The 24,367-nt window shown below is 47.6% G+C and carries 20 protein-coding genes and 14 tRNA genes; 30 read left to right on the top strand and 4 right to left on the bottom strand.

Going from position 1 to position 24,367, the window contains the following annotated elements; all coding sequences use genetic code 11:
• The first annotated feature begins 20 nt into the window (after positions 1-20).
• From ACQKD4_RS10475 to ACQKD4_RS10380, 20 genes are all read left to right on the top strand, one after another.
• Positions 21-95, top strand: a tRNA-Asn gene (locus tag ACQKD4_RS10475).
• 11 nt (positions 96-106) lie between these two features.
• Positions 107-197, top strand: a tRNA-Ser gene (locus ACQKD4_RS10470).
• Between the two features lie 20 nt (positions 198-217).
• A tRNA-Glu gene (locus ACQKD4_RS10465) sits at positions 218-292 on the top strand.
• A gap of 16 nt (positions 293-308) precedes the next feature.
• Positions 309-382, top strand: a tRNA-Met gene (locus ACQKD4_RS10460).
• A 9-nt stretch (positions 383-391) separates the two neighbouring features.
• Positions 392-467, top strand: a tRNA-Asp gene (locus ACQKD4_RS10455).
• Between the two features lie 31 nt (positions 468-498).
• Positions 499-574: transfer RNA gene (locus ACQKD4_RS10450), tRNA-Phe, on the top strand.
• A gap of 5 nt (positions 575-579) precedes the next feature.
• A tRNA-Tyr gene (locus ACQKD4_RS10445) sits at positions 580-663 on the top strand.
• A 3-nt stretch (positions 664-666) separates the two neighbouring features.
• A tRNA-Trp gene (locus tag ACQKD4_RS10440) sits at positions 667-737 on the top strand.
• A gap of 16 nt (positions 738-753) precedes the next feature.
• A tRNA-His gene (locus tag ACQKD4_RS10435) sits at positions 754-829 on the top strand.
• A gap of 7 nt (positions 830-836) precedes the next feature.
• Positions 837-911: transfer RNA gene (locus ACQKD4_RS10430), tRNA-Gln, on the top strand.
• A gap of 4 nt (positions 912-915) precedes the next feature.
• Positions 916-990, top strand: a tRNA-Gly gene (locus tag ACQKD4_RS10425).
• A gap of 10 nt (positions 991-1,000) precedes the next feature.
• Positions 1,001-1,074, top strand: a tRNA-Cys gene (locus ACQKD4_RS10420).
• Positions 1,075-1,083: 9 nt separating this feature from the next.
• A tRNA-Leu gene (locus tag ACQKD4_RS10415) sits at positions 1,084-1,164 on the top strand.
• A 66-nt stretch (positions 1,165-1,230) separates the two neighbouring features.
• Entirely contained in the window at positions 1,231-2,154 is a 924-nt protein-coding gene (locus tag ACQKD4_RS10410) for a HEAT repeat domain-containing protein (RefSeq protein ID WP_427373250.1), read from the top strand.
• A 336-nt stretch (positions 2,155-2,490) separates the two neighbouring features.
• Positions 2,491-2,561: transfer RNA gene (locus ACQKD4_RS10405), tRNA-Gly, on the top strand.
• 67 nt (positions 2,562-2,628) lie between these two features.
• Entirely contained in the window at positions 2,629-3,777 is a 1,149-nt protein-coding gene (queG, locus tag ACQKD4_RS10400; RefSeq protein WP_427373249.1) for a tRNA epoxyqueuosine(34) reductase QueG, read from the top strand.
• Positions 3,758-4,198, top strand: a complete 441-nt coding sequence (locus ACQKD4_RS10395; protein ID WP_214696258.1) for a methylated-DNA--[protein]-cysteine S-methyltransferase — start codon at positions 3,758-3,760, stop codon at positions 4,196-4,198. The genes queG and ACQKD4_RS10395 overlap by 20 nt, the downstream gene beginning before the upstream one ends.
• Positions 4,199-4,210: 12 nt before the next feature.
• Complete coding sequence (gene trmL, locus ACQKD4_RS10390; protein ID WP_026826698.1) at positions 4,211-4,684, top strand: tRNA (uridine(34)/cytosine(34)/5-carboxymethylaminomethyluridine(34)-2'-O)-methyltransferase TrmL; 474 nt, start codon at positions 4,211-4,213, stop codon at positions 4,682-4,684.
• Positions 4,685-4,912: 228 nt separating this feature from the next.
• Positions 4,913-5,470, top strand: coding sequence for a DUF5366 family protein (locus tag ACQKD4_RS10385; protein ID WP_074032604.1), 558 nt, complete (start codon positions 4,913-4,915; stop codon positions 5,468-5,470).
• Positions 5,467-6,342, top strand: a complete 876-nt coding sequence (locus tag ACQKD4_RS10380; protein WP_427373248.1) for a hypothetical protein — start codon at positions 5,467-5,469, stop codon at positions 6,340-6,342. The genes ACQKD4_RS10385 and ACQKD4_RS10380 overlap by 4 nt, the downstream gene beginning before the upstream one ends.
• A 50-nt stretch (positions 6,343-6,392) precedes the next feature.
• On the opposite strand, the gene ACQKD4_RS10375 is transcribed toward ACQKD4_RS10380, so the two are convergent.
• Positions 6,393-8,180, bottom strand: a complete 1,788-nt coding sequence (locus ACQKD4_RS10375) for a transglycosylase domain-containing protein (protein WP_427373247.1) — start codon at positions 8,178-8,180, stop codon at positions 6,393-6,395.
• Between the two features lie 155 nt (positions 8,181-8,335).
• On the opposite strand from ACQKD4_RS10375, the gene ACQKD4_RS10370 reads away from it, so the two are divergent.
• Genes ACQKD4_RS10370 through ACQKD4_RS10355 form a run of 4 tightly spaced genes read left to right on the top strand, consistent with a single transcriptional unit; the run spans position 8,336 to position 14,524 of the window.
• Positions 8,336-9,490: a glucose-1-phosphate adenylyltransferase gene (locus tag ACQKD4_RS10370; RefSeq protein WP_224860166.1), complete on the top strand. Its 1,155-nt coding sequence runs from the start codon at positions 8,336-8,338 to the stop codon at positions 9,488-9,490.
• On the top strand, positions 9,432-10,625 hold the full coding sequence (gene glgD / locus ACQKD4_RS10365; protein WP_427373245.1) for a glucose-1-phosphate adenylyltransferase subunit GlgD: 1,194 nt from the start codon (positions 9,432-9,434) through the stop codon (positions 10,623-10,625). The genes ACQKD4_RS10370 and glgD overlap by 59 nt, the downstream gene beginning before the upstream one ends.
• 10 nt (positions 10,626-10,635) lie before the next feature.
• Positions 10,636-12,069, top strand: coding sequence for a glycogen synthase GlgA (gene glgA, locus ACQKD4_RS10360; RefSeq protein WP_427373244.1), 1,434 nt, complete (start codon positions 10,636-10,638; stop codon positions 12,067-12,069).
• A gap of 22 nt (positions 12,070-12,091) precedes the next feature.
• Complete coding sequence (locus ACQKD4_RS10355; protein ID WP_427373243.1) at positions 12,092-14,524, top strand: glycogen/starch/alpha-glucan phosphorylase; 2,433 nt, start codon at positions 12,092-12,094, stop codon at positions 14,522-14,524.
• Positions 14,525-14,577: 53 nt separating this feature from the next.
• On the opposite strand, the gene ACQKD4_RS10350 is transcribed toward ACQKD4_RS10355, so the two are convergent.
• The gene (locus ACQKD4_RS10350) at positions 14,578-15,393 is read right to left on the bottom strand and encodes a sulfurtransferase (protein ID WP_427373242.1); all 816 of its coding nucleotides are present in this window, start codon (positions 15,391-15,393) and stop codon (positions 14,578-14,580) included.
• 100 nt (positions 15,394-15,493) lie between these two features.
• Between ACQKD4_RS10350 and ACQKD4_RS10345 the strand changes: the two genes are divergently transcribed.
• The 3 genes from ACQKD4_RS10345 (at position 15,494) to ACQKD4_RS10335 (ending at position 18,753) form a co-directional block, all read left to right on the top strand.
• Positions 15,494-17,221, top strand: coding sequence for a phospho-sugar mutase (locus tag ACQKD4_RS10345; protein WP_427373241.1), 1,728 nt, complete (start codon positions 15,494-15,496; stop codon positions 17,219-17,221).
• Between the two features lie 126 nt (positions 17,222-17,347).
• Complete coding sequence (locus tag ACQKD4_RS10340; RefSeq protein WP_214696234.1) at positions 17,348-18,106, top strand: transporter substrate-binding domain-containing protein; 759 nt, start codon at positions 17,348-17,350, stop codon at positions 18,104-18,106.
• A complete protein-coding gene (locus ACQKD4_RS10335; RefSeq protein ID WP_015880920.1) occupies positions 18,103-18,753 on the top strand; it encodes an amino acid ABC transporter permease in 651 nt (216 codons plus the stop codon). The genes ACQKD4_RS10340 and ACQKD4_RS10335 overlap by 4 nt, the downstream gene beginning before the upstream one ends.
• A 42-nt stretch (positions 18,754-18,795) precedes the next feature.
• Here the strand turns inward: ACQKD4_RS10335 and ACQKD4_RS10330 are convergent, their stop codons facing one another.
• A complete protein-coding gene (locus ACQKD4_RS10330) occupies positions 18,796-19,893 on the bottom strand; it encodes an ABC transporter ATP-binding protein (protein ID WP_214696230.1) in 1,098 nt (365 codons plus the stop codon).
• 104 nt (positions 19,894-19,997) lie between these two features.
• A complete protein-coding gene (locus ACQKD4_RS10325; RefSeq protein WP_427373240.1) occupies positions 19,998-20,849 on the bottom strand; it encodes a PucR family transcriptional regulator in 852 nt (283 codons plus the stop codon).
• Between the two features lie 69 nt (positions 20,850-20,918).
• On the opposite strand from ACQKD4_RS10325, the gene ACQKD4_RS10320 reads away from it, so the two are divergent.
• From ACQKD4_RS10320 to ACQKD4_RS10310, 3 genes are all read left to right on the top strand, one after another.
• A complete protein-coding gene (locus tag ACQKD4_RS10320; protein WP_427373290.1) occupies positions 20,919-22,010 on the top strand; it encodes a DUF445 domain-containing protein in 1,092 nt (363 codons plus the stop codon).
• A gap of 36 nt (positions 22,011-22,046) precedes the next feature.
• Positions 22,047-22,418: a YlbF family regulator gene (locus tag ACQKD4_RS10315; protein WP_074032614.1), complete on the top strand. Its 372-nt coding sequence runs from the start codon at positions 22,047-22,049 to the stop codon at positions 22,416-22,418.
• A 127-nt stretch (positions 22,419-22,545) separates the two neighbouring features.
• Positions 22,546-24,324: an SLC13 family permease gene (locus tag ACQKD4_RS10310; RefSeq protein ID WP_427373239.1), complete on the top strand. Its 1,779-nt coding sequence runs from the start codon at positions 22,546-22,548 to the stop codon at positions 24,322-24,324.
• Positions 24,325-24,367 lie beyond the last annotated feature (43 nt).

Here is a 24,367-nt window from a genome sequence, read left to right as displayed (position 1 = left end):
ACGTTGCCAGGCAAGATCGTTCCGCAATAGCTCAGTGGTAGAGCAACCGGCTGTTAACCGGTAGGTCGTAGGTTCAAATCCTACTTGCGGAGCCACTTTCTCTTTTGGAGAGCTGTCCGAGTGGCCGAAGGAGCACGATTGGAATTCGTGTAGGCGGCAAAACCGTCTCAAGGGTTCGAATCCCTTGCTCTCCGCCAGTTTTTCAAAAATCAAACATGGCCCGTTGGTCAAGCGGTTAAGACACCGCCCTTTCACGGCGGTAACACGGGTTCGAATCCCGTACGGGTCACCATTTAATTTTATATCGTCGCGGGGTGGAGCAGTCTGGTAGCTCGTCGGGCTCATAACCCGAAGGTCGTCGGTTCAAATCCGGCCCCCGCAATTAATGTCCGGTCTCGTGGTGTAGGGGTTAACATGCCTGCCTGTCACGCAGGAGATCGCGGGTTCGAATCCCGTCGAGACCGCCATTTTTATTTTTAGAAAATCAAGACTACATATGGCTTTGTAGCTCAGTTGGTAGAGCAAAGGACTGAAAATCCTTGTGTCGGCGGTTCGATTCCGTCCAAAGCCACCATATGTGGGGGGGTAGCGAAGTGGCTAAACGCGGCGGACTGTAAATCCGCTCCCTCGGGTTCGGCGGTTCGAATCCGCCCCCCCCCACCACTTAGGGGCATAGTTTAGCGGTAGAACTACGGTCTCCAAAACCGTCAGCGCGGGTTCGATTCCTGCTGCCCCTGTTTTAATTTAATCATGGCGATTGTGGCGAAGTGGTTAACGCACCGGATTGTGATTCCGGCATTCGAGGGTTCAATTCCCTTCAGTCGCCCCATTATTATTGGGCTGTAGCCAAGTGGTAAGGCATCGGATTTTGATTCCGACATGCGAAGGTTCGATCCCTTCCAGCCCAGCCATTTTGCGGAAGTAGTTCAGTGGTAGAATACGACCTTGCCAAGGTCGGGGTCGCGGGTTCGAATCCCGTCTTCCGCTCCAATGACTTTTTGGCGCCATAGCCAAGTGGTAAGGCAGAGGACTGCAACTCCTCTATCGTCGGTTCGATTCCGACTGGCGCCTCCAACATAATATGCCGGTGTGGCGGAATTGGTAGACGCGCACGACTCAAAATCGTGTTCCTCTGGAGTGTCGGTTCGACTCCGACCACCGGTATCCGTATGACTCTAACTGAGGTTAGGGTCTTTTTTGTATATAAAAATGTATTGAGGTGATCTTGATATGACGGAGCAACAATTACTCGATTTAATCGAACGAATGAATCACCAAGGTGATACAAATACGAGTGATGACTCCATCTCGTGGCATGCATTTCGTTATGCCGAGACGCTACAAGACCGGACTATCATTCCTCTCGTAATCGATTTGGTCGAGCGATTAGAATCGCATGAACAACGTGACTCGCTATATTTTATCCTCTACCATATTGGGCGACACCTAGGTGATCGTGATGTTTTTTTGTTTCTCGTTGATCGGTTAGGTCTTGAATCGAACAAATATGTATTGTCGAGTTTATTAGGGCATCTCGCAACACTAGACGATGGGTATCAAGGGATTGTATCTGTAAAACAATTGGTTCCGTATGCGACACACTCCGCTTGGCAGGTTAAATATGATGCTATTCAGGTGTTTCATCTTTGTGATCCAATTGAAGCCGAATGTTTCTTACGTACCCAATTAGCGGTTCAAGCTCATGATGCAATGGCTCTTCAATATCTTGTTGGGGAACTGTCGTACGTAGGAAATAAGGAAACGATTCCGTCTCTTATCAAGCTAGCGGAACATCAGAACGGAGGCGTAGCATCATCTGCGATTCGAACACTTACACAACTCGGCGATGAGTCGCTATTACCTCTATTTATTGAATGTATGAGTCGTCGTTCGATTGAAGTGAAGTATAGTGCACTGTGCGCAATTGATGTTCATGGAGATGAACATGCTGTTCCGATTATAATTCAACGTGTCCGGCAACTGATCAGTCGAAAGCGAATCGTTGAGGACGACGCGTTGATTGTGGCGATGACTTTTCTTTCTCGCTATCCTGATCACGTAGATGTGATTCGAATAATTGACTGGATGATTAAGAAAAAGTGGGATTTCTTGTTTTCTCACGAACAAGAGTGGCTGCGGCGACAGAATATTTGATTTTAGAAAGAGCATCCTGAAACTTACTTGAATGAATCTCCATTATGAGAAGGAGTGAGGGCAAAATAACCATACCTAAGATTCCTTCCTTTAGATCAATATGTATCAATCAGGACGATTGAGGACATTAACGTATGTTGAGACAGAAGGGCATGGACGAGCATTTCGTGTGATCAGACCACTTGAATCGTTATTTGTACAGGCATAATATTAGTGATTAAGGTATATTGAAATATTTTTTTCAGTGATTTCAGAAAAACTTACGAATACTTGTTGACAGTTTAATGGTATAGGTGTATATTAACTGTAGTCGCTTGAACGACAACAATATTTCATGCGGGTGTAGTTTAATGGTAAAACCTCAGCCTTCCAAGCTGATGACGAGAGTTCGATTCTCTTCACCCGCTTCATATCTCTCTGCCGAGTGGCGGAGAGATTTTTTGTATGCGAAAATATATAAAGGAGGTGAACGGAATGGACCCGTACACATTAAAACAACAAATCCTTGAGTATGCCGAAACCATCGGAATCGACGAGTTGAAAGTGACGACGGCTGATCCGTTCATCGTCATGAAACAGCGACTTATTCGGCAGCAAGAGAAAGGGTTTGCCTCTGGGTTTGAAGAGCCCGACCTAGAGAAGCGTACAAACCCGGAACTCTTACTCGAAGAAGCCCAGTCAATCATTGCGATTGCGATTGCCTATCCAAGTAAGCTAAAGGACGCACCCCGTAGTGTCGCTGGAGAGAGACGAGGGCTATTTGCCCGAGCCTCATGGGGACTGGATTATCATCGCGCCGTCGGCAATCGATTAGAGCAGCTTCAAACGTACATTGAAGAGTTGGTTCCTGGAGTGCGTACGCGCTCGATGGTCGACACGGGTGAGCTCGTAGACCGGGCCGTCGCCGAACGTGCCGGAATCGGTTTCAGCGGAAAAAACTGCTCCATCATCTCACCTGAGAAGGGATCGTACTTATATTTGGGGGAAATGATTTTAGACGTTTACTTGCCTCCGGATGAAGCGATTGAAGATGGATGTGGCGACTGTGATAAGTGTATGACGGCATGTCCGACAACGGCCCTTGTGGAACCAGGTGTACTGGATGCGAAACGTTGCATTGCCTATTTGACACAAATGAAAACGTTGATGCCACGAGAGTTTCGTTCGAAGCTCGGAGGTCGCTTATACGGATGTGATACGTGCCAGCAAGTTTGCCCGTACAACCGTAAAAAGGATTGGCGTCACCACGAAGAATTGTTGCCAGAAGCAGAAATCGTCAAACCGCTGTTAGAGCCGCTCCTGACATTGAGTAACCGAGAGTTCAAACAAAAATTCGGACATTTATCTGGCGCATGGCGTGGAAAGAAACCGATTCAGCGAAATGCGATCTTGGCGCTCGCACATTATCGGGAACCATCTGCGATCCCGATTTTACGTGAATTCATCCAAAACGATGAACGTGAAGACATGCGAGCGACCGCGGTATGGGCGATCGGTGCGATTCTTGGTCCCGATGCCGAATCGATTTTTGAAGAGATCGAACGAAAAGAAGTGTCTGACATGGTACATGAAGAGATTCGTATCTATCGAGAGGAGTGGGCACATGAAAATCGTGTCGTCTAAATGGGGACCGTTAGCGTATGAATTAAACGCAGCGGGCAAACTGACAGCTCTTGAGTTCACCACACATGAACCGTCAGAAGAAGCCCCTGACTGGTTACAACATCTCATGATGCGCGTCGAGCAGCATGGATTCCATGAATCAGATCGTGCCTACATCGAAATGAAGGGAACACCATTTCAACAGGAAGTATGGGATGCGTTGTTGACGATTCCATACGGTGAGACACGGACATATAAACAACTTGCAGAACAAATCGGTCGACCGAAAGCTGTTCGTGCCGTCGGCCAAGCACTCAACCGAAATCCGTTACCGATTTTATTTCCGTGTCATCGGGTGATTGGAAGCAGTGGGAAGCTTGTCGGCTTTGCAGGAGGGTTGTCTGAAAAGCAACGCCTACTTGAATTTGAAATGAAAAAGTGAGGGAAATGAACTATGGCGATTCATGTCGTAATGTTTCAACCAGAAATACCAGCAAATACAGGGAACGTCTCACGTACGTGTGCGGCGACAAACTCTGTCCTCCATTTGATTCGTCCGCTCGGTTTCTCGACAGACGATAAAATGTTGAAGCGTGCAGGGTTAGATTATTGGCAGTTTGTCGATGTACGCTATCATGATTCGTTAGAAGAATTGTGGGAGAAGCACCCGGACGGACAATTCTTTTATATCACGAAGTACGGGGAACAATATCCGAGTGATTTAGATGTTTCGGACGTAGAAGGCGACTATTTCTTTGTGTTCGGTCGTGAAACGAAAGGATTACCGATGGAAGTCATCGAGAACAACTTAGACCGTTGTATCCGTCTTCCACAATCGAACCTCGTCCGTTCGTTGAACGTGTCGAATACAGCTGCCATCATTGTATATGAGGCCCTACGCCAACAGGGATATGCAGGGTTGAAATAAAAAAAGAGCCGGATTCGTAAGAATCCCGGCTCTTATTCGTTACCCTCAGGTTTACGGTTATATCCAGCTGTCAAAATCGCTGCGAGGAAGACGACGCTGATTCCAACCATCAATAATAGGCCCATCCAAAAATCCCCCTTTTAATCTCCATAACTATAAATAGTATAATATACTTGGTAGTAGAATTGCACTGAATATAAGAAATTACTGTGAAATTGGAGAAGGAACATGAAAACGAATGTGTACTTACTGAGCTATGCACCACTCATCGGAATTATTTTGTTTTCCATGTCACTTGCGATTGCGACGTCCGAGTATGTGATCCAGTGGCTGAATCAAATTGGCGTATATAGTGAAATCATCGAACTGTTATCCGTGCAAGAGACGAAAGTATTCGTACTCGTCGTGTTCTTCACCATCTTCTTTATGTTGTTTAGTGCACTCAAACTGGTCGCCGATACGTTCAATCAACTCGGCTTCGCTTTTTTTGCGCGAGAAACAAACGGGACGTCACTCCATCGGCTTAAACCTGGGGCGATTATCTTCCTCATCGGTTCTGGGATCAGTTTTCTGTTTCTGAATACATTACTTGCTGTCATGGCCGTCCTTGTCTGTACGTTATTGATGTATCTCTTTTACTACGTCTGGCAAGTGAGTCAATCGATGTCCGTTCCCCGAGCGATCGGCTTGTTGCTCATGCAAGGTGTCATGTGGGCGACATTGATCAGTGGGTTAGGATGGTCGATTCTGCGACTGTTTAACTCTGTCGGAGACATCATCTTATGAGAGAGAAATTTGAGCCGACGTTTGATGGAATAGAGGCGTGGTGTCAGACGTTTGTTCCAAAAGAAACGTTGTACTGGATCGATTCTACTTTCTTTGAAGAATTGCCGAGTAGTGCCCTCATTTTACCGAGAGAAGAGTTTTCTCGTCACCCAGCTTATAAAAATCCGCATCTTTCGAATGCCTATCTGACATGGATGATGGGGGAAGGCGTCACACATGTTGTCCATGCCCCTTCAAACGCGGTTGATGGTTTACGTCAGGACGTCAAGTCGCGTCTTCTTGAATACCAGGTGACGACGAATCGTGGGCTTGTGTTACCTCTTACGGTTGAGCAGCGGAATGAGGTATCCGATGACGCGATTGTGGAGAAGGATGGGGAAAATTTCATCGTCTTAGACGAGTCGAACTGGAAAAAGCTTTCGACAGAAACCTGTCATTCGCTTATCTATCGCTATGCGAAAGAATGGGATACGTGGGAAGGGGAACGATGTGATGAACGGACACCAGCACATCTCGTTACATATGCGAACACATTTCCGATATATGAAGGGAGTAACTGTCTGGCGGCGACGTTATTCGCAGCTACACAACATGAGTGGATGATTCACCAGTGGATTCATCCGGAGACGTTTCTACAAACGATTCAGCAGAGCGGTTTTGAAACGGTGACGGATGCTGTTCCGGAATCTGGTGACGTCCTTACTTTTTGGAACGAACAAGAGCAACTCGTTCACGCCAGCTACTGTGTTCGTGAAAACCTATATTTCAACAAGCACGGTCAAGTTCGGTTCAACCCATGGAAACTGATTGATCATGAGGAATTACTGAAGCATTGGCGAAGCTATCGCATGCGAATCGAACGCAGCGTGTAAGGCATCAAAAAAAGAGTCAGCTGATGAAAAAATCGGCTGACTCTTTTTGATTAATGTGCCTCTGTCCAGACGATTGCCGGGTAAGCACGGTTGGCGAGTTCGGGGAACGGGCGCGGTGTGTCGGCTCCGAGCCAAATCGCGGTGATCGTTTGATCGGTAAGTCCGACGTACCACATATCTTTATTGTCATTCGTCGTTCCTGTCTTTCCTCCGAGATATTCGTAATCACCTTTCACCTGGTTGGCATAACGTCCCGTTCCGTACGTTGTGACGGTCGTTAAAGCTTTCTTCATCACATTCATCGTATCGGGAGACCAGACTGCCTCTTCGGTCAGGATAGGCGTCAATGCGGGCTCATTCGTTTTAAATGTGATTTGTTTGATCGTATGACCGGATGTATAGACGCCTTTGTTTAAGAATGGTGTGTAGGCGGCCGCAAGTTCTTTCGGAGAGACCCCTTGTGTGAGACCACCGAGCGCGCTCGCTAAGTTCTCGTCCTGTTCATCCCATTGACTGAACATCATATCGGCCCTCTCATAGGCTCGTGGCTGATCAACGACAGAGAAAGCAGCCAAAGCTGGCGTGTTGTAGGAATAGGCGACTGCATCTTTCAATAACACATCTCCTAACACGCGGTCATGGCTATTACCCGGACAATAGGAACCGTAGCAAGCTGGTCGTCCATCGAGAACCGTATCAAGCGTCGCTCCCGTCTCTTCGATGAATGGGGCGAACACGAGAATCGGTTTGATTGCGGAACCCGGTTGACGGTAGGCTTGGGTTGCGCGGTTGAACTCACCGACTTGCGTCATTTCTGAATCGACCATCGCCACGATTCGTCCTTGTGGTGTCAGTTCCGTATATCCTCCGTTTAACCCGGATGGCAACTGACTCATCACTTGCTTTGCTTTCGTCTGTTTGGCCGTCGACAGATACGTCTCGATTGTCGCTTCGTGCGTCGATAAATAGTCTCTTGCTTCGGCATCATCCAAGTCATACCGTGAACGTACTAACTGAATCGCTTCGCGTACGACCGTATCCATATAGTCTGGATATTGAATCGTTTGACTTCGGTATGCGGCTTGAAGTTTCACACCATGATATTGATCATAGGCGCTTTTTGAGATGACGCCCGCTTCGAATAGTTGTGTCAAAATCCGATCTTTTCGCTCGAAATAAGCATCTGACGGATTGAGCGGATCATAGAGTGACGGGTTGTTCGGTACCGTCAACAAATAGGCGAGTTGGTTCCAGTTTAAATCGGCAAGCGGTCTCGAAAAGTATGTATCGGCCGCAGATTGAATGCCATATACATTATGTCCGAAGAAAATGACATTGCTATATGCAGTTAAAATTTCTTTCTTGCTATAATTTTCTTCTAATGCTCGTGCAATCAATAATTCTTTCACTTTTCGTTCATATGTCCGTTCGTGAGTTAAGTAAACATTTCGCGCGAGCTGTTGGGTGATCGTGCTTCCACCTTGCACAGATGTCTCGTTCGCGTTATTAATAAATGCCCGGGCAATCCCGCTTAAATCATAGCCGGGATGGGCGTTGAATTTTCGGTCTTCAATGATCATGATGGCTTCTTGAATGTGTTCAGGTAATGCTTTTGGGGAAACGTCATTACGGCGACCTGCCAAGTAAATCTGCTGTTCGCCACCATTGTACGCGAGCGTGATTGCATGCTTCGACGAGAGTGGTTGCTCTGATACCAGTTCTTGTCCCCAAGATAAAATTTCATCTGTCTTTTCGATTTCTTCTTTCAATGCATTCGCGAGCGTCAAAGAAGTCGCTAATAGTCCTGCAAAAAACAAGATTCCAATCCAAGCTCTCATCGTTTCACCTCTTTCTACTCATTATATCGTCCAATTTACAAAAAAATAAAAATGTAAACGTTATCATATAATAATTCGAGAAGGAATACTTTAGGAAAGAGCGAAAAAGGGTAAAAGAGGTTGTATATTACGATTTTTGAGGAGGCTTATTATTTATGAAGCAAGAAATGGTTGCGATGCTCCTTGCGGGAGGAGAAGGAAAACGATTGGGGCCTCTCACGCGAAAAACGGCGAAGCCTGCCGTTCATTTTGGCGGAAAGTACCGAATCATCGATTTCCCATTGTCAAACTGCACGAACTCGGGAATTACAACAGTCGGGGTGTTGACACAATACGAGCCACTTGAATTGAATCGTTACTTAGGAATTGGGACGGCATGGGATTTAGATCGTCGTAACGGGGGCTTAGCCATTCTCCCACCTTACCAAGCACAGTCGGGGAAAAATTGGTACGAAGGGACAGCGAACGCGATCTATCGTAACTTGAGCTACATCGATGATTACGATCCGGATTACGTTTTGATCCTATCAGGAGACCACATCTACAAGATGGACTACGAGAAGATGCTCGAAGCCCACAAAGAAAAACAAGCCGATGTGACGATCTCCGTCATGGAAGTGCCGTGGGACGAAGCGTCACGTTTCGGGATCTTGAACACGGCGGATGACCTTCGCATCAATGAGTTTGAAGAGAAACCTGAAGATCCAAAGAGTAACTTGGCGTCGATGGGGATTTATATCTTCAACTGGAGCGTCTTGCGCGAGCATTTGATTAAAGATGCGGAAGACGAAACATCAAGCTTTGACTTCGGAAAGAACATCATTCCAAACACGCTTCTCCAAGGGCTAGATGTTTTTGCCTATAAGTTCAAAGGTTACTGGAAAGATGTTGGAACGATTCAATCGCTTTGGGAAGCGAATATGGATCTTCTTGAGGAAGAACCACCATTCGATTTGTACGATCCAAACTGGAAAATCTATTCGGTCAATCCGAATCAGACGCCACAATATATCGGTAAAGATGCCTGCGTCGAACAGTCTGTGATCAATGAAGGGTGTCATATCGAAGGGGAAGTACAACATTCGGTTCTATTCTATGACGTTCGTGTCGGCGAAGGATCGCTCGTGAAAGACTCGGTCATCATGCCGGGGGCTAGAATCGGGAAGGATGTAACAATTCACAGAGCCATTGTCGCAAGCTGTGCAGTCATTGAAGACGGCGCGACAGTCGGTGAGCCGGGTGGTGAAATCGTTGTTATTGAACCACACGAAAATATTGAAAGCGGCACCGTCTTCAAACAACGAGTTTGATACGAGTAAAGAGACACGCAAGGAGGCGTTACTGTTGACGAACGATTTATTAGGGGTCATTAACTTAGGCACGGAGCAAGGTCTATTTCCAGAATTTACAGGTCATCGTAATTTGGCGTCAGTCCCATTCTCGGGACGTTATCGTCTAATTGATTTCATGTTGACGAATATGATTACGCAAAACATCAGTCAAGTGGGGATTTTCACGTTAGACAAGTACCGCTCGTTGATGGACCATCTCGGATCAGGAAAAGAATGGGACTTGGACCGTTCACAGGGCGGACTTCATATTTTCCCGCCTGCCTTAAAACCTGACGGGGAAGCATATCTCGGTGACTTGGCTAACTTCTCGATGCACCGTGAACACTTCATTCGCAGCAAACAGCCGTACGTCGTCATCACGGGATCGAATGTGTTGACGACAATCGATTATAACGACATGCTCGAACACCACAAGTCGATGGGAGCAGACATCACACTTGCCTATACGACGCATGAACAGAAGTGTGGCTACTGTCGCCCGATTCGCCTTGGTGAGAATGATCGCGTCGTCGGTGTTTCAGAACGTGGTTTTTCACCGGATGATGAATATGCGTTCACAGAAACAATCATCATGTCGAAAAATCTATTCATGCGCCTTGTCGACGAAGCGACGTCTAAAGGAGAATATGACTTGTTAGACGGTGTCATCCGTCCACAGCTCCATCGGTTGCATGTGCACGGATACCATTATGTCGGTAAAATGCAGGCTATTCATTCGGTACTTTCGTACTATAACGAGAGCATGCGACTGCTTCGTGGAGAAGGAATCATCTATGACTTCCCACACATCTATACGAAGATCAAGCATGAACCACCGACTCGCTATTTGAAAGGGTCGAAAGTGAACGAAGCGCTCGTTGCGAACGGGTGTAAGATTCATGGTGAAGTTCAAAACAGTATTCTCTTCCGTGGTGTTCAAGTGAGTAAGCACGCACGCGTGAAAAACTCAATCATTTCGTCGAAGTCGATTATTGAAGAAGGCGCTGTCGTCGAAAATGCGATTCTTGATAAAGAAGTCGTCGTAAAACGGGGGCAAGTCATCCGAGGTACAATCGACGAACCGATTGTCATCGCAAAACGAACAGTGGTGTGAGGAGGATTTTATGAAAATTTGGTATGTTGCTTCAGAAGCGGCACCGTTCATGAAAACGGGGGGGCTCGCCGACGTTGTCGGTTCGCTCCCTCAAGCGGTGGCGGATTTAGGAGAAGAAGTGAGTGTCGTCATGCCGAAATATGGCTCGATTGCTGCAGAATACGTGGACGAGATGGAGTATTTATTCGACCTCATCGTTCCGGTCGGTTGGCGGAAGCAATTCGGCGCGGTCTTGAAATTAGAGCGAGATGGCATCACGTATTACTTCATCGATAACGAATATTATTTTAAACGTGAGGGTGTCTTATATGGACACTTTGATGATGCGGAACGCTTCGCCTTCTTCTCACGGGCAGTCCTTGAGATGATTGGGAAAATGGAAGAAGTACCTGATGTTCTTCATTGTCACGACTGGCAGACCGGTATTCTACCGGCCTTTCTACGAATTCATTATCAACATATTGAAGCGTATCAACGCATTCGTACGGTTTATACCATCCATAACTTGCAGTACCAAGGGATTTTCCCAGAAGAGATTCTTGGCGAACTATTACAGTTCGGTCATGAGCATTTTACGGCTGAGGGGATTCAACATAACGGGCTCGTCAACTACATGAAAGCTGGAATCGTACATTCCGATCAAATCACGACTGTCAGTCCTTCTTATCGGGACGAAATCATGGAACCGTATTATGGGGAAGGCTTAGACGGGGCATTACGTCATCGCGCGGTCGATGTTCGAGGGATTTTAAACGGAATCGATTTGGCGACGAACGATCCAAACACAGATGCGCGAATCGAACAGACGTATAACCTCGATACGTATAAAGAAGGAAAGCTTGCGAATAAACGAGCGTTACAAGAACGACTCGGTCTAGAAGTCCGAGATGACGTCATGCTCATCGGGTTCGTCAGCCGTCTCGTTGACCAAAAAGGGCTCGATTTAATCAATGGCGTGTTTGAAGAACTCGGCCAACTGCCATGCCAATTTGCGTTCCTTGGTTCAGGACAACCAGAATACGAAGGAATCGTTCACGAAATGACAGCAGCACATCCAGGAAAAGTGGGCTCTTATATCGGTTTTGACATCGAACTCGCTCACTTGATTTATGCTGGATCGGATGCTTTTTTAATGCCGTCACGTTTTGAGCCTTGTGGACTCAGTCAATTGATTTCCATGCGCTACGGAACATTGCCGATTGTCCGTGAGACAGGTGGACTTCGTGACACGGTGAAGCCGTATAACGAATTCACGCAAGAAGGGACCGGATTCGGGTTCATGAACTACAATGCCCATGAGATGCTGGCAACGATTGAAAAAGCGATTCGTGTCTTCTATGAGAAAGAAAATTGGCATGCCCTCGTCCATCAGGCGATGACCGCGGACTTTAGCTGGAAACAATCCGCCAAGCAATATCGTGAGTTATATCATTTATTCGCATGAGTGGAAGGAGCTAACTTGATTTATGTTCACAGATAAACAGAGCTTTGTCGACGCGTTTAAAGAACGATTCATCGCATTAAATGGGAAGTCGATCGAGGATGGGACAGAGCAGGAAGTGTATCAAACCTTGGCAACGATGGTGCGCGAACAAGCCATGCCAAAATGGATCCACACGCGAGACCGTCAAGAAGAAAAACATAGTAAACAAGTCATCTACTTCTCGCTTGAATTTCTATTAGGTCGTTTCCTGTACAACAACTTGTTGAGTCTCGACGTGTTAGAGCTCGTCAAAGAAGGGCTCGAGGATCTTGGATACGACTTCACGGACATCACGGAGATCGAGCCAGAACCGGGACTTGGGAACGGGGGACTTGGCCGCTTAGCAGCCTGCTTCCTCGATTCATTGGCCGCGCTCAGTTTACCTGGACACGGAAACGGGATCCGTTACCGCTATGGTCTCTTCAAACAAAAGATTGTCGATGGGTACCAAGTCGAGTTACCGGACAACTGGCTCCGTGACGGCAATATGTGGGAGACGAGACGTCAGGATAAAGCGGTCGATATCAATTTCGGTGGATGGATTGAGATGAAGCAAATCGGAGACCGGTTACGCGTCGTCCATCATCCGGATGAAGTCGTAAGAGCGGTACCTTACGATATGCCAATCATCGGCTATCAAAATGACGTCGTGAATACGTTACGTCTTTGGAACGCGGAGTCGCCGCTTGACGATGAGGCGTATTTAGAGAAAACGAAAGGGACGTACAAAGACTTGTTGCGATACAAACAGTCGATTGCAACCATTTCGGAATTTTTGTATCCAGATGATACGACGTATGAAGGAAAAGTACTGCGTTTGAAACAACAGTATTTCTTTGTGTCGGCGGGGATTCAATCGATGCTTGCTTCCTATTTGAAGCGCAATAAGTCGCTCAAACAATTAGGCGACCATTATGCGATCCATATTAACGATACACACCCTGTTGTTGCGATTCCTGAATTGATGCGAATCTTGATGGATGAGCATGGGTACGGTTGGGATGAGGCGTGGCGCATCACGAAGAGCGTCATGTCGTTCACGAACCATACGTTACTCGCCGAAGCGTTAGAGAAATGGCCGGTCGAGATGTATCAACGGCTATTACCTCGCGTGTATCAAATTATCGAGGAAATCAATCGACGTTTCTGTCGGGATGTATTAGTCAACTATCCTCATCTGGAATCACATATGGGTGAAATCGCAATCGTATCGAATGAGCACATCAACATGGCCAACCTGGCTGTCGTCGGCTCACATTCCACGAACGGGGTTGCCCAAATCCATACCGATATTTTAAAACAGCGCGAGATGCGTTACTTATACGAGATGTTCCCACTGCGATTCAACAACAAAACGAACGGGATCACGCATCGACGTTGGCTCTTGAAATCGAATCCGCGACTGTCTGACGCAATCACGGAAGCGATTGGACCATCATGGATCGAACATCCGAACGACTTGGAAAAGTTGATGGGTGTCTCGAAAGATAAGAGCTTCCAAGAAACCGTGATGGATGTGAAACAACAAAATAAATTTGATTTGGCAGCTTATATTCAGGAGGAGACGGGAGAGGTCGTTGACCCGCATTCCATTTTTGACGTTCAAGTCAAACGTCTCCACGCCTATAAGCGTCAACTCTTAAATGCACTTCATATCCATGCACTTTACTTGAAGATTCAAGCGGATCCGACGTTTACGATGGTCCCTCGTACGTTCATCTTTGGCGCGAAGGCGGCACCTGGGTACTATTATGCGAAAGAAATCATTCGCTACATCAACGCCCTCGCCACATTAATCAATAAAGATAAGCGGGCGAGCCAATTCATTAAAGTCATCTTCCTTGAGAACTATCGTGTCTCGATGGCGGAACGTATTTTCCCAGGCTCTGACTTGAGCGAACAAATCTCGACAGCGAGCTATGAGGCGTCGGGTACCGGAAACATGAAGTTCATGATGAACGGTGCGTTGACAATCGGTACGTTAGACGGTGCCAATATCGAGATTCGTGACGCGGTCGGAGACGATCATATCTTTATTTTTGGATTATCCCCACAAGAAGTCATGAACTATAAAAAGTTCGGAGGATACCACGCGGCGGAAATTTATCATGCCCACCAGGAAATTAAAGATGTGGTCGATGGTCTCGTCAACGGTACATTCGATAAGGTCGGCGAATATCAGTTCCAGTCGATTTTTGACTCACTCCTCGTCTATAACGATGATTTCCTCGTATTGAAAGACTTCATCTCCTATATGCGAGCGCAGCGACGTGTCGACGAAGTCTTCAGCGACCGCTCGCGTTGGGCAGAGAGCTCAATCGTCAACACGGCAAAATCGGGGATCTTCTCGAGTGACCGTACGATTACGGAATATGCAAACGCAGTCTGGAACATTAAACCGACGAGCGTCAAATAAAGATTATTTTGGAATAGCATTAACTTCGTTGTAAAATAAAAACGATCCACCCGTTACGGGTGGACCTCGTTTTCTGGATAGCTGATCCAGTCAGAATAGGATCCGGGATAAAGTCGAACATCGTCTTTCCCAAGAGCGTGCAGCGCCAAAATGTTGACGCAGGCGGTCACGCCGCTACCACAATAAAAGATTGGATTTTCCACGGTAAGGACGTCTTTATAAAGTTCTTTTAAATCGTGAAAGTCTTCTAGTGTACCGAGCTCGGTGATGGCCTCGGCATAAGAACAGAGCAATGCGTTCGGGATATGGCCTGCCTTTTGGTCAATCGGTTCATGTGTCCCGTTAAAGCGATCTTCTGTTCGCGAATCATAGAGTGAACCGCTCGTAGCGGCTTTCACTTCTTCGAGTGTCGCGATCATATCATCTTGAAAATCTGGGGCATAGTCACTCGCTGGGTAGTTCGGCACGTCGGTCGTGGTCTCACCGCAATAAGTGATGCCGGATTGGATACCGCCTTCTAGGACGACGACCCGTTCGTGACCGGCCCACTTGAAGAGCCACCACGCACGAGCTGCGAATGGGAAGCCGTCATCATAAATGACGACCAAATCTTCTTTGTTCAAGCCGATGCGACGGAGTGTTGCCGTCCACGCCTCTTTTGAAGGAAGTGGGTGACGTCCGCCATGTTCGCCGAGCGGACCGGACAAGTCTTCCATCAAATCGAGAAAGACAGCGTTCGGAAGATGTCCCTTTCGGTAGACATATTTACCATAGGACGCGTCGTTTAGCGAATATCGGCAATCGATGAAACGAATCGAGTTCGTATGCACGATTTGTTTTAATTCTTGGGCACGCATTGTTGGAAACATTAATATCACCTCGAGGTTTCGTTACTCTCATCGTATACAAGATGGAAGCAATTGGCGAGTACTTCGATTGAATTTTTTGAGGGTGAAAGGGGAATGAATCATGACATGGCAACAAACGTATGACCGTTGGAATCAATTTGAAGAACTTGAGCCGCATTTACGAGCGGAACTTGAGGAACTCGCAAAAGATGAGACAACGTTAGAAGACGCATTCTATAAGACGCTTGAGTTCGGGACAGGCGGGATGCGCGGAGAAATCGGACCGGGTGCAAACCGGATGAACGTATACACGATTCGAAAAGCGTCACAAGGCTTTGCTGACTTTATCGCAGCTTCGGGAGAAGAAGCAAAACGTCACGGCGTCGTGATCGCCCATGATTCGCGTCATTTTTCACCAGAGTTTGCATTAGAGGCGGCACGGACGCTTGCATCAAATGGGATCAAGACGTACTTGTTCCCAAGTTTGCGCGCTACACCGGAACTCTCGTTTGCCGTACGTCATTTGAATGCGTTCGGTGGTATCGTCATCACGGCGAGTCACAACCCGCCTGAATACAATGGGTTCAAAGTGTATGGGGCAGACGGTGGACAGCTTCCGCCAGCAGAAGCGGATGAACTTGTCAGTTACGTCAATGCGATTGAAGATGAGTTGAAGATTGATATCGAAGATGAGGCGGCGCTTCGTCAAACAGGACTACTCGTCACAGTGGACCCGTCCGTCGATGAGGCTTATATGGAAGCACTCCAGTCGATTCGGATTCATCGTGACGTACAGGACAGCCCTCTTCAAATCGTGTATTCGCCACTCCACGGGACGGGACGCCGTCCGGTCATGGAAGGGTTGAAAGCGTATGGGTTTGACCATGTGACGATTGTAGAAGAGCAAGCAGAACCAGATGGTGCTTTCCCGACCGTCAGTTATCCGAACCCAGAAGAAAAAGCTGCGTTTAAACTGGCGATGGAATACGGGGATCGCGTCGGGGCTGATTTGCTCATGGCGACGGACCCGGATGCGGACCGTGTCGGCTTGACAGTACGCGGACGTGACGGGGAATGGTTCGTCTTGACCGGGAACCAGACAGGTGCGCTCCTGATGGAGTATATTTTGTCACAAAAGAGTGAGACGGGAACACTCCCTTCGAATGGTTTCGTCGCCAAGACGATCGTCACGTCAGAACTCGGGGCCGCGATTGCGAAAGCATACGGCGTACACCTCGAGAACACACTGACAGGCTTCAAGTTCATCGGTGAGAAGATCAAACAATATGAGGAATCAGGTGAATATGAATTCCTCTTTGGCTATGAAGAAAGCTACGGCTATTTGATTGGTGACTTCTGCCGTGACAAAGATGCTGTTCAGGCTTGTCTACTCGCAGCGGAGATGGCGGCATATCATAAACAGCACGGTCGGACGCTTTACGATGCGTTGCAGTCGATTTATGAGAAGTACGGTTTCTATGAAGAGTCATTACAGTCGATGACGTTGAAAGGGAAAGCCGGTCTCGAACAAATCGGTCGTATGATGGAAGCGTTCCGTGCCAATCCGCCGAAAGAAGTTGGTGGATACGAAGTCGTTCGTTTCGAAGATTATAAGAAACAAGTGGCGACTGACTTACGGACGAACACGTCTGAAGCAATCGAGTTGCCGTCATCGAACGTCTTGAAATTCGTCTTTGCCGACGGGTCTTGGTTCTGCCTTCGCCCATCTGGCACAGAGCCGAAAATCAAGTTTTACTTTAGTGTACATGCGGATCGCGCCGAGAAGACGACAGCGAAACGTGAAGCAATTGAAGCGGACGTCATGAAGCAGGCGAAAGCCATCGATTGATGGGGGACATCACTCTAGCGATAGGGTGATGTTTTTTGTTTGACATGAAGACATCACGCCAGTATGATGAGGTTATTGTTTAAAACCGTGTAATCATATAAGGATTATAGGAAAGGCGGAATCATCATGAAAAAGACATTAACAAGCGTACTCGCAATCGGAGCTTCAGTAGGGCTTCTCGCAGCTTGCGGTAACGAAACAGACAGTGGAGCGGACGAAGCGGTCATCACTGTCGGTACAGAGGCGACATATCCACCGTTCACATACAAAGATAAAGGTGAATTGATGGGATATGATATCGACGTCTTGAACGAAGCGGCAGAACGTGCCGGTTATAAAGTAGAGTATGAGGCAATGGACTTCAAAGGACTCGTTCCAGCACTTGATGCAGAACGCATCGACATGATTGCCAACCAAATGAGCATCACACCTGAGCGCGAAGAGAAATATGCGTTCTCTGACCCGTATGCGGTATCAGGAGCTCAAGTCATCGTTGGTTCGGATAACAACGATATCCAAGGCGTAGACGACCTCGACGGCAAATTAGTCGGATCGACGCAAGGTTCAGTCTATGCGCAAATGGCGGAAGAAGCTGGCGCAGAAGTGAAATATTACAAAGGGGCGAACCAAGTCCTTCAAGACCTCGAAGTCGGTCGTCTTGATGCGGCATTGAACGACCGTCTCTTCATCTTGACAGAGCTTGAAAAAACAGGCTATGACGTGAAAGCAGTCGGTGACATCTTCAACACGAGTGAAGCTGGATTCATGACACGTCAAGATAGCGACGTTCTTGAGAAGTTGAACGATGCACTTGCGGAAATGAAAGAAGACGGTACGATGCAGGAAATCGGTGAGAAGTACTTCGGTGAGGACATCAGTCAATGAATGAACTGATCACGACCGTCATAGATAACCGCTCGGTCTATCTTGAAGCCGTCCAGCTCACGTTGATCGCCAGTGTCCTGTCGATTCTTCTCGCCTTGGCGCTCGGTCTGATCATCGCTTTACTTCATAGTAGCCCGATTAAAATCGTACGGTTGTTCACGCGGACGTACATTTCGTTCTTCCGTGGGACACCGCTCTTGCTTCAATTATTGATTTTGTATGTCGGTCTCACTGGGTTCGTGCAACTCAGTGGGATGCAGGCGCTCATCTTCGGACTCGGGTTCCACTTTGCGGCCTATATCTCGGAAGCGTTCCGGGCAGCCATCAACTCTGTCGACAAAGGACAGGTAGAGGCGAGTGTCGCGCTAGGTATCCCGAAAATGAAGCGTTTCAAAGACATCATTTTCCCACAGGCGCTCTCTCGCGCCATCCCGCCTGTCTCGAACTCGGTCATCGACATTATCAAGTCGACGTCACTCGGTTCGGTCATCGCGGTTCAGGAGTTAACGTATGTGTCTGACCAAATTGCCGCAACGACATATTTGGTCATGCCGTTACTCTTGTTCTCGGCTTCGATTTATTGGATCTTATCGACCTTGATTCAAGCCGGTCAACACAAACTCGAACAGCGTTACGCGATTCGATAAGAAAAAGCCTCGATTCAGACGAATCGAGGCTTTTTGTATGGCTTAACGGATCACTTGTTCAGTTTCACCGTCGAAGAAGTGAGCTTTTGTCATATCGAGTGCGAGTTCGACATCGTCACCCATGTGGATGTTCGAGCGGCCGTCAACGCGTGCTGTGAACTGGTGTCCACCAAGTTCAGCGTAGAGGTAAGACTCAGAACCCATGAGCTCAGCGACGTCGATGTGCGCTTTGAACGTGTGTGTCGTTGGTGAGTCGATGTAGATTGGCTCATCATGGATTGATTCTGGACGAATCCCGAGGACGAGTTCTTTTCCGACATAGCCACGGTCACGGAGCGTTTTCATTTTTCCTTCTGGAACGTTGACTTCTTCACCGTTTGTGATGAATTTACCTTCAGCGAGTGTACCACGGAAGAAGTTCATCGAAGGTGAACCGATGAAACCAGCGACGAAGATGTTGTCTGGGTTGTCGTATACTTCTTTCGGCGAACCGACTTGTTGGATGAGACCATCTTTTAGGATGACGATGCGCGTTGCGAGTGTCATCGCTTCTGTTTGGTCGTGGGTAACGTAGATTGTCGTTGTGTCCAAACGGTTGTGGAGTTGGATAATCTCTTTACGCATTTGTACACGAAGTTTTGCATCCAAGTTCGAGAGCGGCTCATCCATCAAGAAGACTTTTGCGTCACGGACGATAGCACGACCGATAGCGACACGCTGACGTTGTCCACCTGAGAGCGCTTTTGGTTTACGCTCAAGGTACTCTTCCAAACCGAGAATACGAGCAGCGTCTTTTACGCGACGGTCGATCTCGTCTTTCGGGAACTTACGAAGCTTCAAGCCGAACGCCATGTTGTCATAGACACTCATGTGCGGATAGAGTGCGTAGTTTTGGAAGACCATAGCGATATCACGGTCTTTAGGAGCGACGTCGTTCATTCGTTTCCCGTCAATGATAAAGTCACCGTTTGAAATCTCTTCAAGACCTGCGATCATACGAAGTGTCGTTGATTTACCGCAACCAGACGGTCCGACGAAGACGATGAACTCACGGTCTTTAATGTGTAAGTTGAAATCGCTGACGGCTTTGACGCCACCATCGTAAATTTTATCAATATGTTCTAAACGAATTTCTGCCATGTCGTTAGCCTCCTAAAGAATCTGTGTGTGTATAATAGCGCTTACAAGAACGATTATATGATGAAACCGCTTGCATTGAATATAGACAAGTTGCACAAAAACCGTCAATCGGATTTGTGCAACGTGACCATTAGTTGAAGAAGGCTCGCGTCATAGAACTTCCGTGCATCATAACCCGTCATCTCGAACAGGCGATCGAGTCGGTAATTCAGCGTGTTTCGGTGCATGAAGAGCGCTTTGGCCGTGTGGGAGACGTTCAATGAATGACTGAACAACGCTTCGAGCAGTTCAATCGTTGATAGATCAAGCGTCTCCATGAGTGAGGCCGTGATATGGTTCCGCTCTTTTAAGTCCTGCTCTTGTAGTAAATAATGGTATAATAATTGACTAGCAGGGTAAGTTTTAGTAGATAGACGAGCGTATGGCATGAGCAGTTGATGTTGACGATATACACGGGCAAGAGGACCTTGAGAACGTTCGCTATAGACAGCGTGTGCTTCGATGAAGCAATCGCTCGCGATGGCACGCAAGACGTCCTCGAACTCCTGAAGGTCGACAAACGTGTCTCGTTCGATGAGTTCGATATGTTTGGTTGTGATCAACACGATTTCAGCATGTGGCATGAAGTCGTGGATGATGCTGATGAATGATTCGAACGCTTCCTCTTCTGCTTCTTGGAGGGAAAGAGAGATGAGCCGGAATGATTGTTCAAGACGGTACGTCTCATCTTGAAGGCGTTCTTGCCATTTTCGCTGATGTGGGTCGGACTGAAGGAACGGGGTCGCCCACATGCGGAGCAATTGCTGTTCACGTTCGGTCAATTCGAACGTCGGGAGCCCAAATATGGTACCATCTTGCGTCTCGAACCAGTCAAGGTCCCCAGATGCATCTTCCGACCGATGGACAGCAGTCGGAAAAATCGATTTAATACGATCAAACGTATTCAATACTATCACCTCATCAACAATGTATCATATTTCAGATCGGAGGCTTGCAGTTTGGACGGGTTATTAAAGATTTTACTCATGATTGTGATTGGGGCGACGATTGGTGGCGTGACCAACTTTCTCGCCATCAAGATGTTGTTCCGGCCACATGAACCGAAATATATCGGTTCATTCCGGATTCCTTTTACACCAGGTCTCATTCCGAAACGTCGGGATGAATTGGCATCTAGCTTAGGAAAAACGGTCGTCAAACATTTATTGACGCCGGAAGGCATGCGAAAACGTTTACTAGATGACCAAGTGACGACGCATATTACGCACTTTGCGCAACAAGAAGTTCAGGCGATGCTACGCTCGGATAAAACCGTTCGAGAACTCGTAGAACCCCTCTACCCGAACGCAGAGGCACGCATCCTTACGTCGGCGGATGAAAAGTTACGTGACGAGCTAACGAGCGTCATGTCCGATGTGAAAGAACGGAAGTTGTTTGAATTGCTTGGAGAAGAAGGAATGGACCGCGTACGGGCAGTCATTCCTGAAATTGTTGAGGCACTTCTCGTCAAATCGGAAGAGTATTTTTATTCTCCTGAAGGTGAGGCGCAACTTCGTCATATGGTCGATTCGTTCGTTCAACGTCGACTTGGATTTATCGCAGGATTCATTCAAAACATGAATTTTGTCGAGATGGTTCGACCAGAAATCGTCAATATTTTACGAGGTCAGTCGACTCGTGACGGCATGACGACGATGATTACACGTGAGTTCGAACGATTCAGTGAAAAGACGGTCGATACGTTGATGGATGAACGTTTAGAAGCTCGACTCATCGACGGGATCACCGAGCAAGTCGTCACGCGTTTGCCGATCGGGCAATTGTTGGATCGACCAGTCTCGTCGTATACCGAGTCCATCGAATCCCGTGTCGTCGATGAACTCGTGCCTCAAGGGGTCACCCTTGTCATTGAGCGCTTCACGAATCAAATGGAGACGATTATGGACCGCTTAAAAATCGATCAAATCGTACAGCAACAAGTCCAGTCGCTCGACACCTCGTACCTCGAAGAGATTGTTTTATCAATCTCGAAACGAGAGTTCCGGGCAATAACATGGCTTGGAGCGCTGTTAGGTGGTATGATTGGGTTGATTCAAGGGTTAATTGCCATTTTATGATGAGCTCGACCCTAATAGCATTTAGGAGGACGTTACATGTCACAAACAAACTTGTACGACCAAGCTTACCAATTGGAGAAAGCACTTCGCGATTCTGAAGAGTTCACAACACTCTCTTCTTTATACGATCGTGTCAATGCGGATGCGGAAGCGAACCAGTTGTTCGCTGACTTCCGTAACATCCAAATGACGCTTCAACAAAAGCAAATGCAAGGAGAAGAAATCTCTGAGCAGGAAATGATGGATGCGCAAACGAAAATGATGAGCGTTCAACAGAACGAATTGATCATGGAGCTCATGCAAGAAGAGCAACGCATGCACCAGCTCGTTACAGAAGTAACGAAAATCATCATGAAACCACTTGAAGAGCTTTACGCGCCGATGGTGAATGAAAACGAAGTTCAATAAGATGTGAGAAGCGGATGGCGATTGAGCCATCCGTTTTTTTGTTGATGAGATTGTCACAAGATTGAGGTAAGCGTTTTCATAGAGGGTTTATAATGAAAGTAGAATGATGGGGAAAGGGTGAACTGGCATGTGGACCGTGCTCATTCTATTCGGAATGATTCTCTTTTTCATAACAGGTTGGCTCCGAGCAGACTTGGTCGCATTGATCGGTCTTTTAAGTCTCGTTCTAACCAATCAATTGACGCCGGGTGAGGCGATGGCGGGATTCTCAAATTCAGTCGTCTTGATGATTGCTGGACTATTCATCGTCGGAGCAGGGTTGTTTCATTCCGGTTTAGCGGAACGATTGTCTTCTGCACTCATCCCGTATGCGAACGGAAGTGAGACACGACTCTTTTATTTGTTCATGTTGACCGTCGCCTTGCTTTCAAGCGTCATGTCGAACACAGGGACGGTCGCATTGCTCATTCCTGTCGTCATGGCGATGTCCCGACAAATCAAACGATCCGCAAAGACGTATCTGATGCCGCTTGCTTTCTTCTCGAGCATCGGAGGGACGATGACATTGATTGGGACACCGCCGAACCTTGTCGCAGCTGAATCGCTACGAGGTCTGATTGATGTGCCGATCGGCTTCTTTTCTTTGTTCCCAATCGGTGCGGTCGTGATGATTGTCGGCTTGTTCTATTTTCGCCTCGTCGGAAATCGCTTGCTCGAAGATAATCGTTCAAGGGAATGGGATGGAGGCGGTGCAACCGAGACGATCAACCCGAACGTGTATGTCCTGTCGATTGACGAGGTACATCCGTTGATTGGCAAACGACTAAGTGAATTGAAATGGTCGCGTGACGGTATCATCGTATTAAAGGAACGAGTGAAAGGAATAGGAAAGCCATACGAAACTGCTCGCGCTGACACCGTATTGCGTGCCGGGTCGATCCTCGTCAGTGGGGATGAGCAGCCAGTCCGTTCTCTCTCGGAACAACAACACATTCCGTTTCAGCAGGTTGAGGCAACAAACGTCTATGACAAGACCGGTGGCATCGTCATGTTCACGATTCCAGGGTCGAGTCAACTTGTAGGGAGATGTCTTCATGAGACCCAGTTACGGAATGAGTTTCATGTGAACGTTTTGCGTGTCATCCGCCCACAAGAAGAAATTGCACAAGTACACCTGAAAGATACGCCGCTAAAACAAGGGGACTTGTTGATGGTACAAGGGAAATGGGACGATTTAGAGCGAGTTGAACAAGAGGCACGACTGCTCCTCTCGAACGAGCGGGTGACGGATGTAGCGAATCGGACGGTGTCGAGTCATCATCAACTTGCGGCAGGTGTGATCATGGTTATGATGATGACGTTGTTCGTGTTTGAATGGGTTGATCCGACCGTTGCGGTTTGGCTGGCGGCACTTGCGATGGTGATGAGCGGAGCCGTGCGCCACCTAGACATTGCGTATCAATCGATTCAATGGTCTTCACTCGTCTTGATTGCCGCGATGATCCCGATAGGAACGGCGCTTGAGAAGGCGGGGATCATGGCGTGGCTTGTAGACTGGATTGGGCGGTCGTTCGCGGGCTTTGGGCCAGCCTGGGTCCTCGTCGTTTTATTTCTTGCGACGATGGTCCTCAGTCAAATCATCTCGAACACCGCGACTGCTATCTTGTTCATTCCGCTAGCCATCGCTCTATCGGAATCCATGGCGGTCAGTCCAGTCCCGTTCGTCATCGCTGTCGCCATTTCAGCATCCCTTGCTTTCATAACACCGTTCGGTTCTCCGACAAACGCGATGGTGTTTAGTGTAGGAGGCTATCGATTCATAGATTTCGTCAAAGTCGGTGTGCCGTTGCAACTACTCACCGGCATCGTCGGAATTCTCATGATTCTTCTTCTCTTTCCATTCTAACGTTGTGTTGAATAGAGAAAGGCAGACCGTTTATGTCGGTCTG

It is taken from the genome of Exiguobacterium sp. NPDC077395 (assembly GCF_050269125.1).
Lineage (GTDB): Bacteria > Bacillota > Bacilli > Exiguobacteriales > Exiguobacteriaceae > Exiguobacterium > Exiguobacterium aestuarii_A.
The sequence above is the reverse complement of the archived record's forward strand: the minus strand, read 5'-3'. Positions and strand labels throughout refer to the sequence as shown.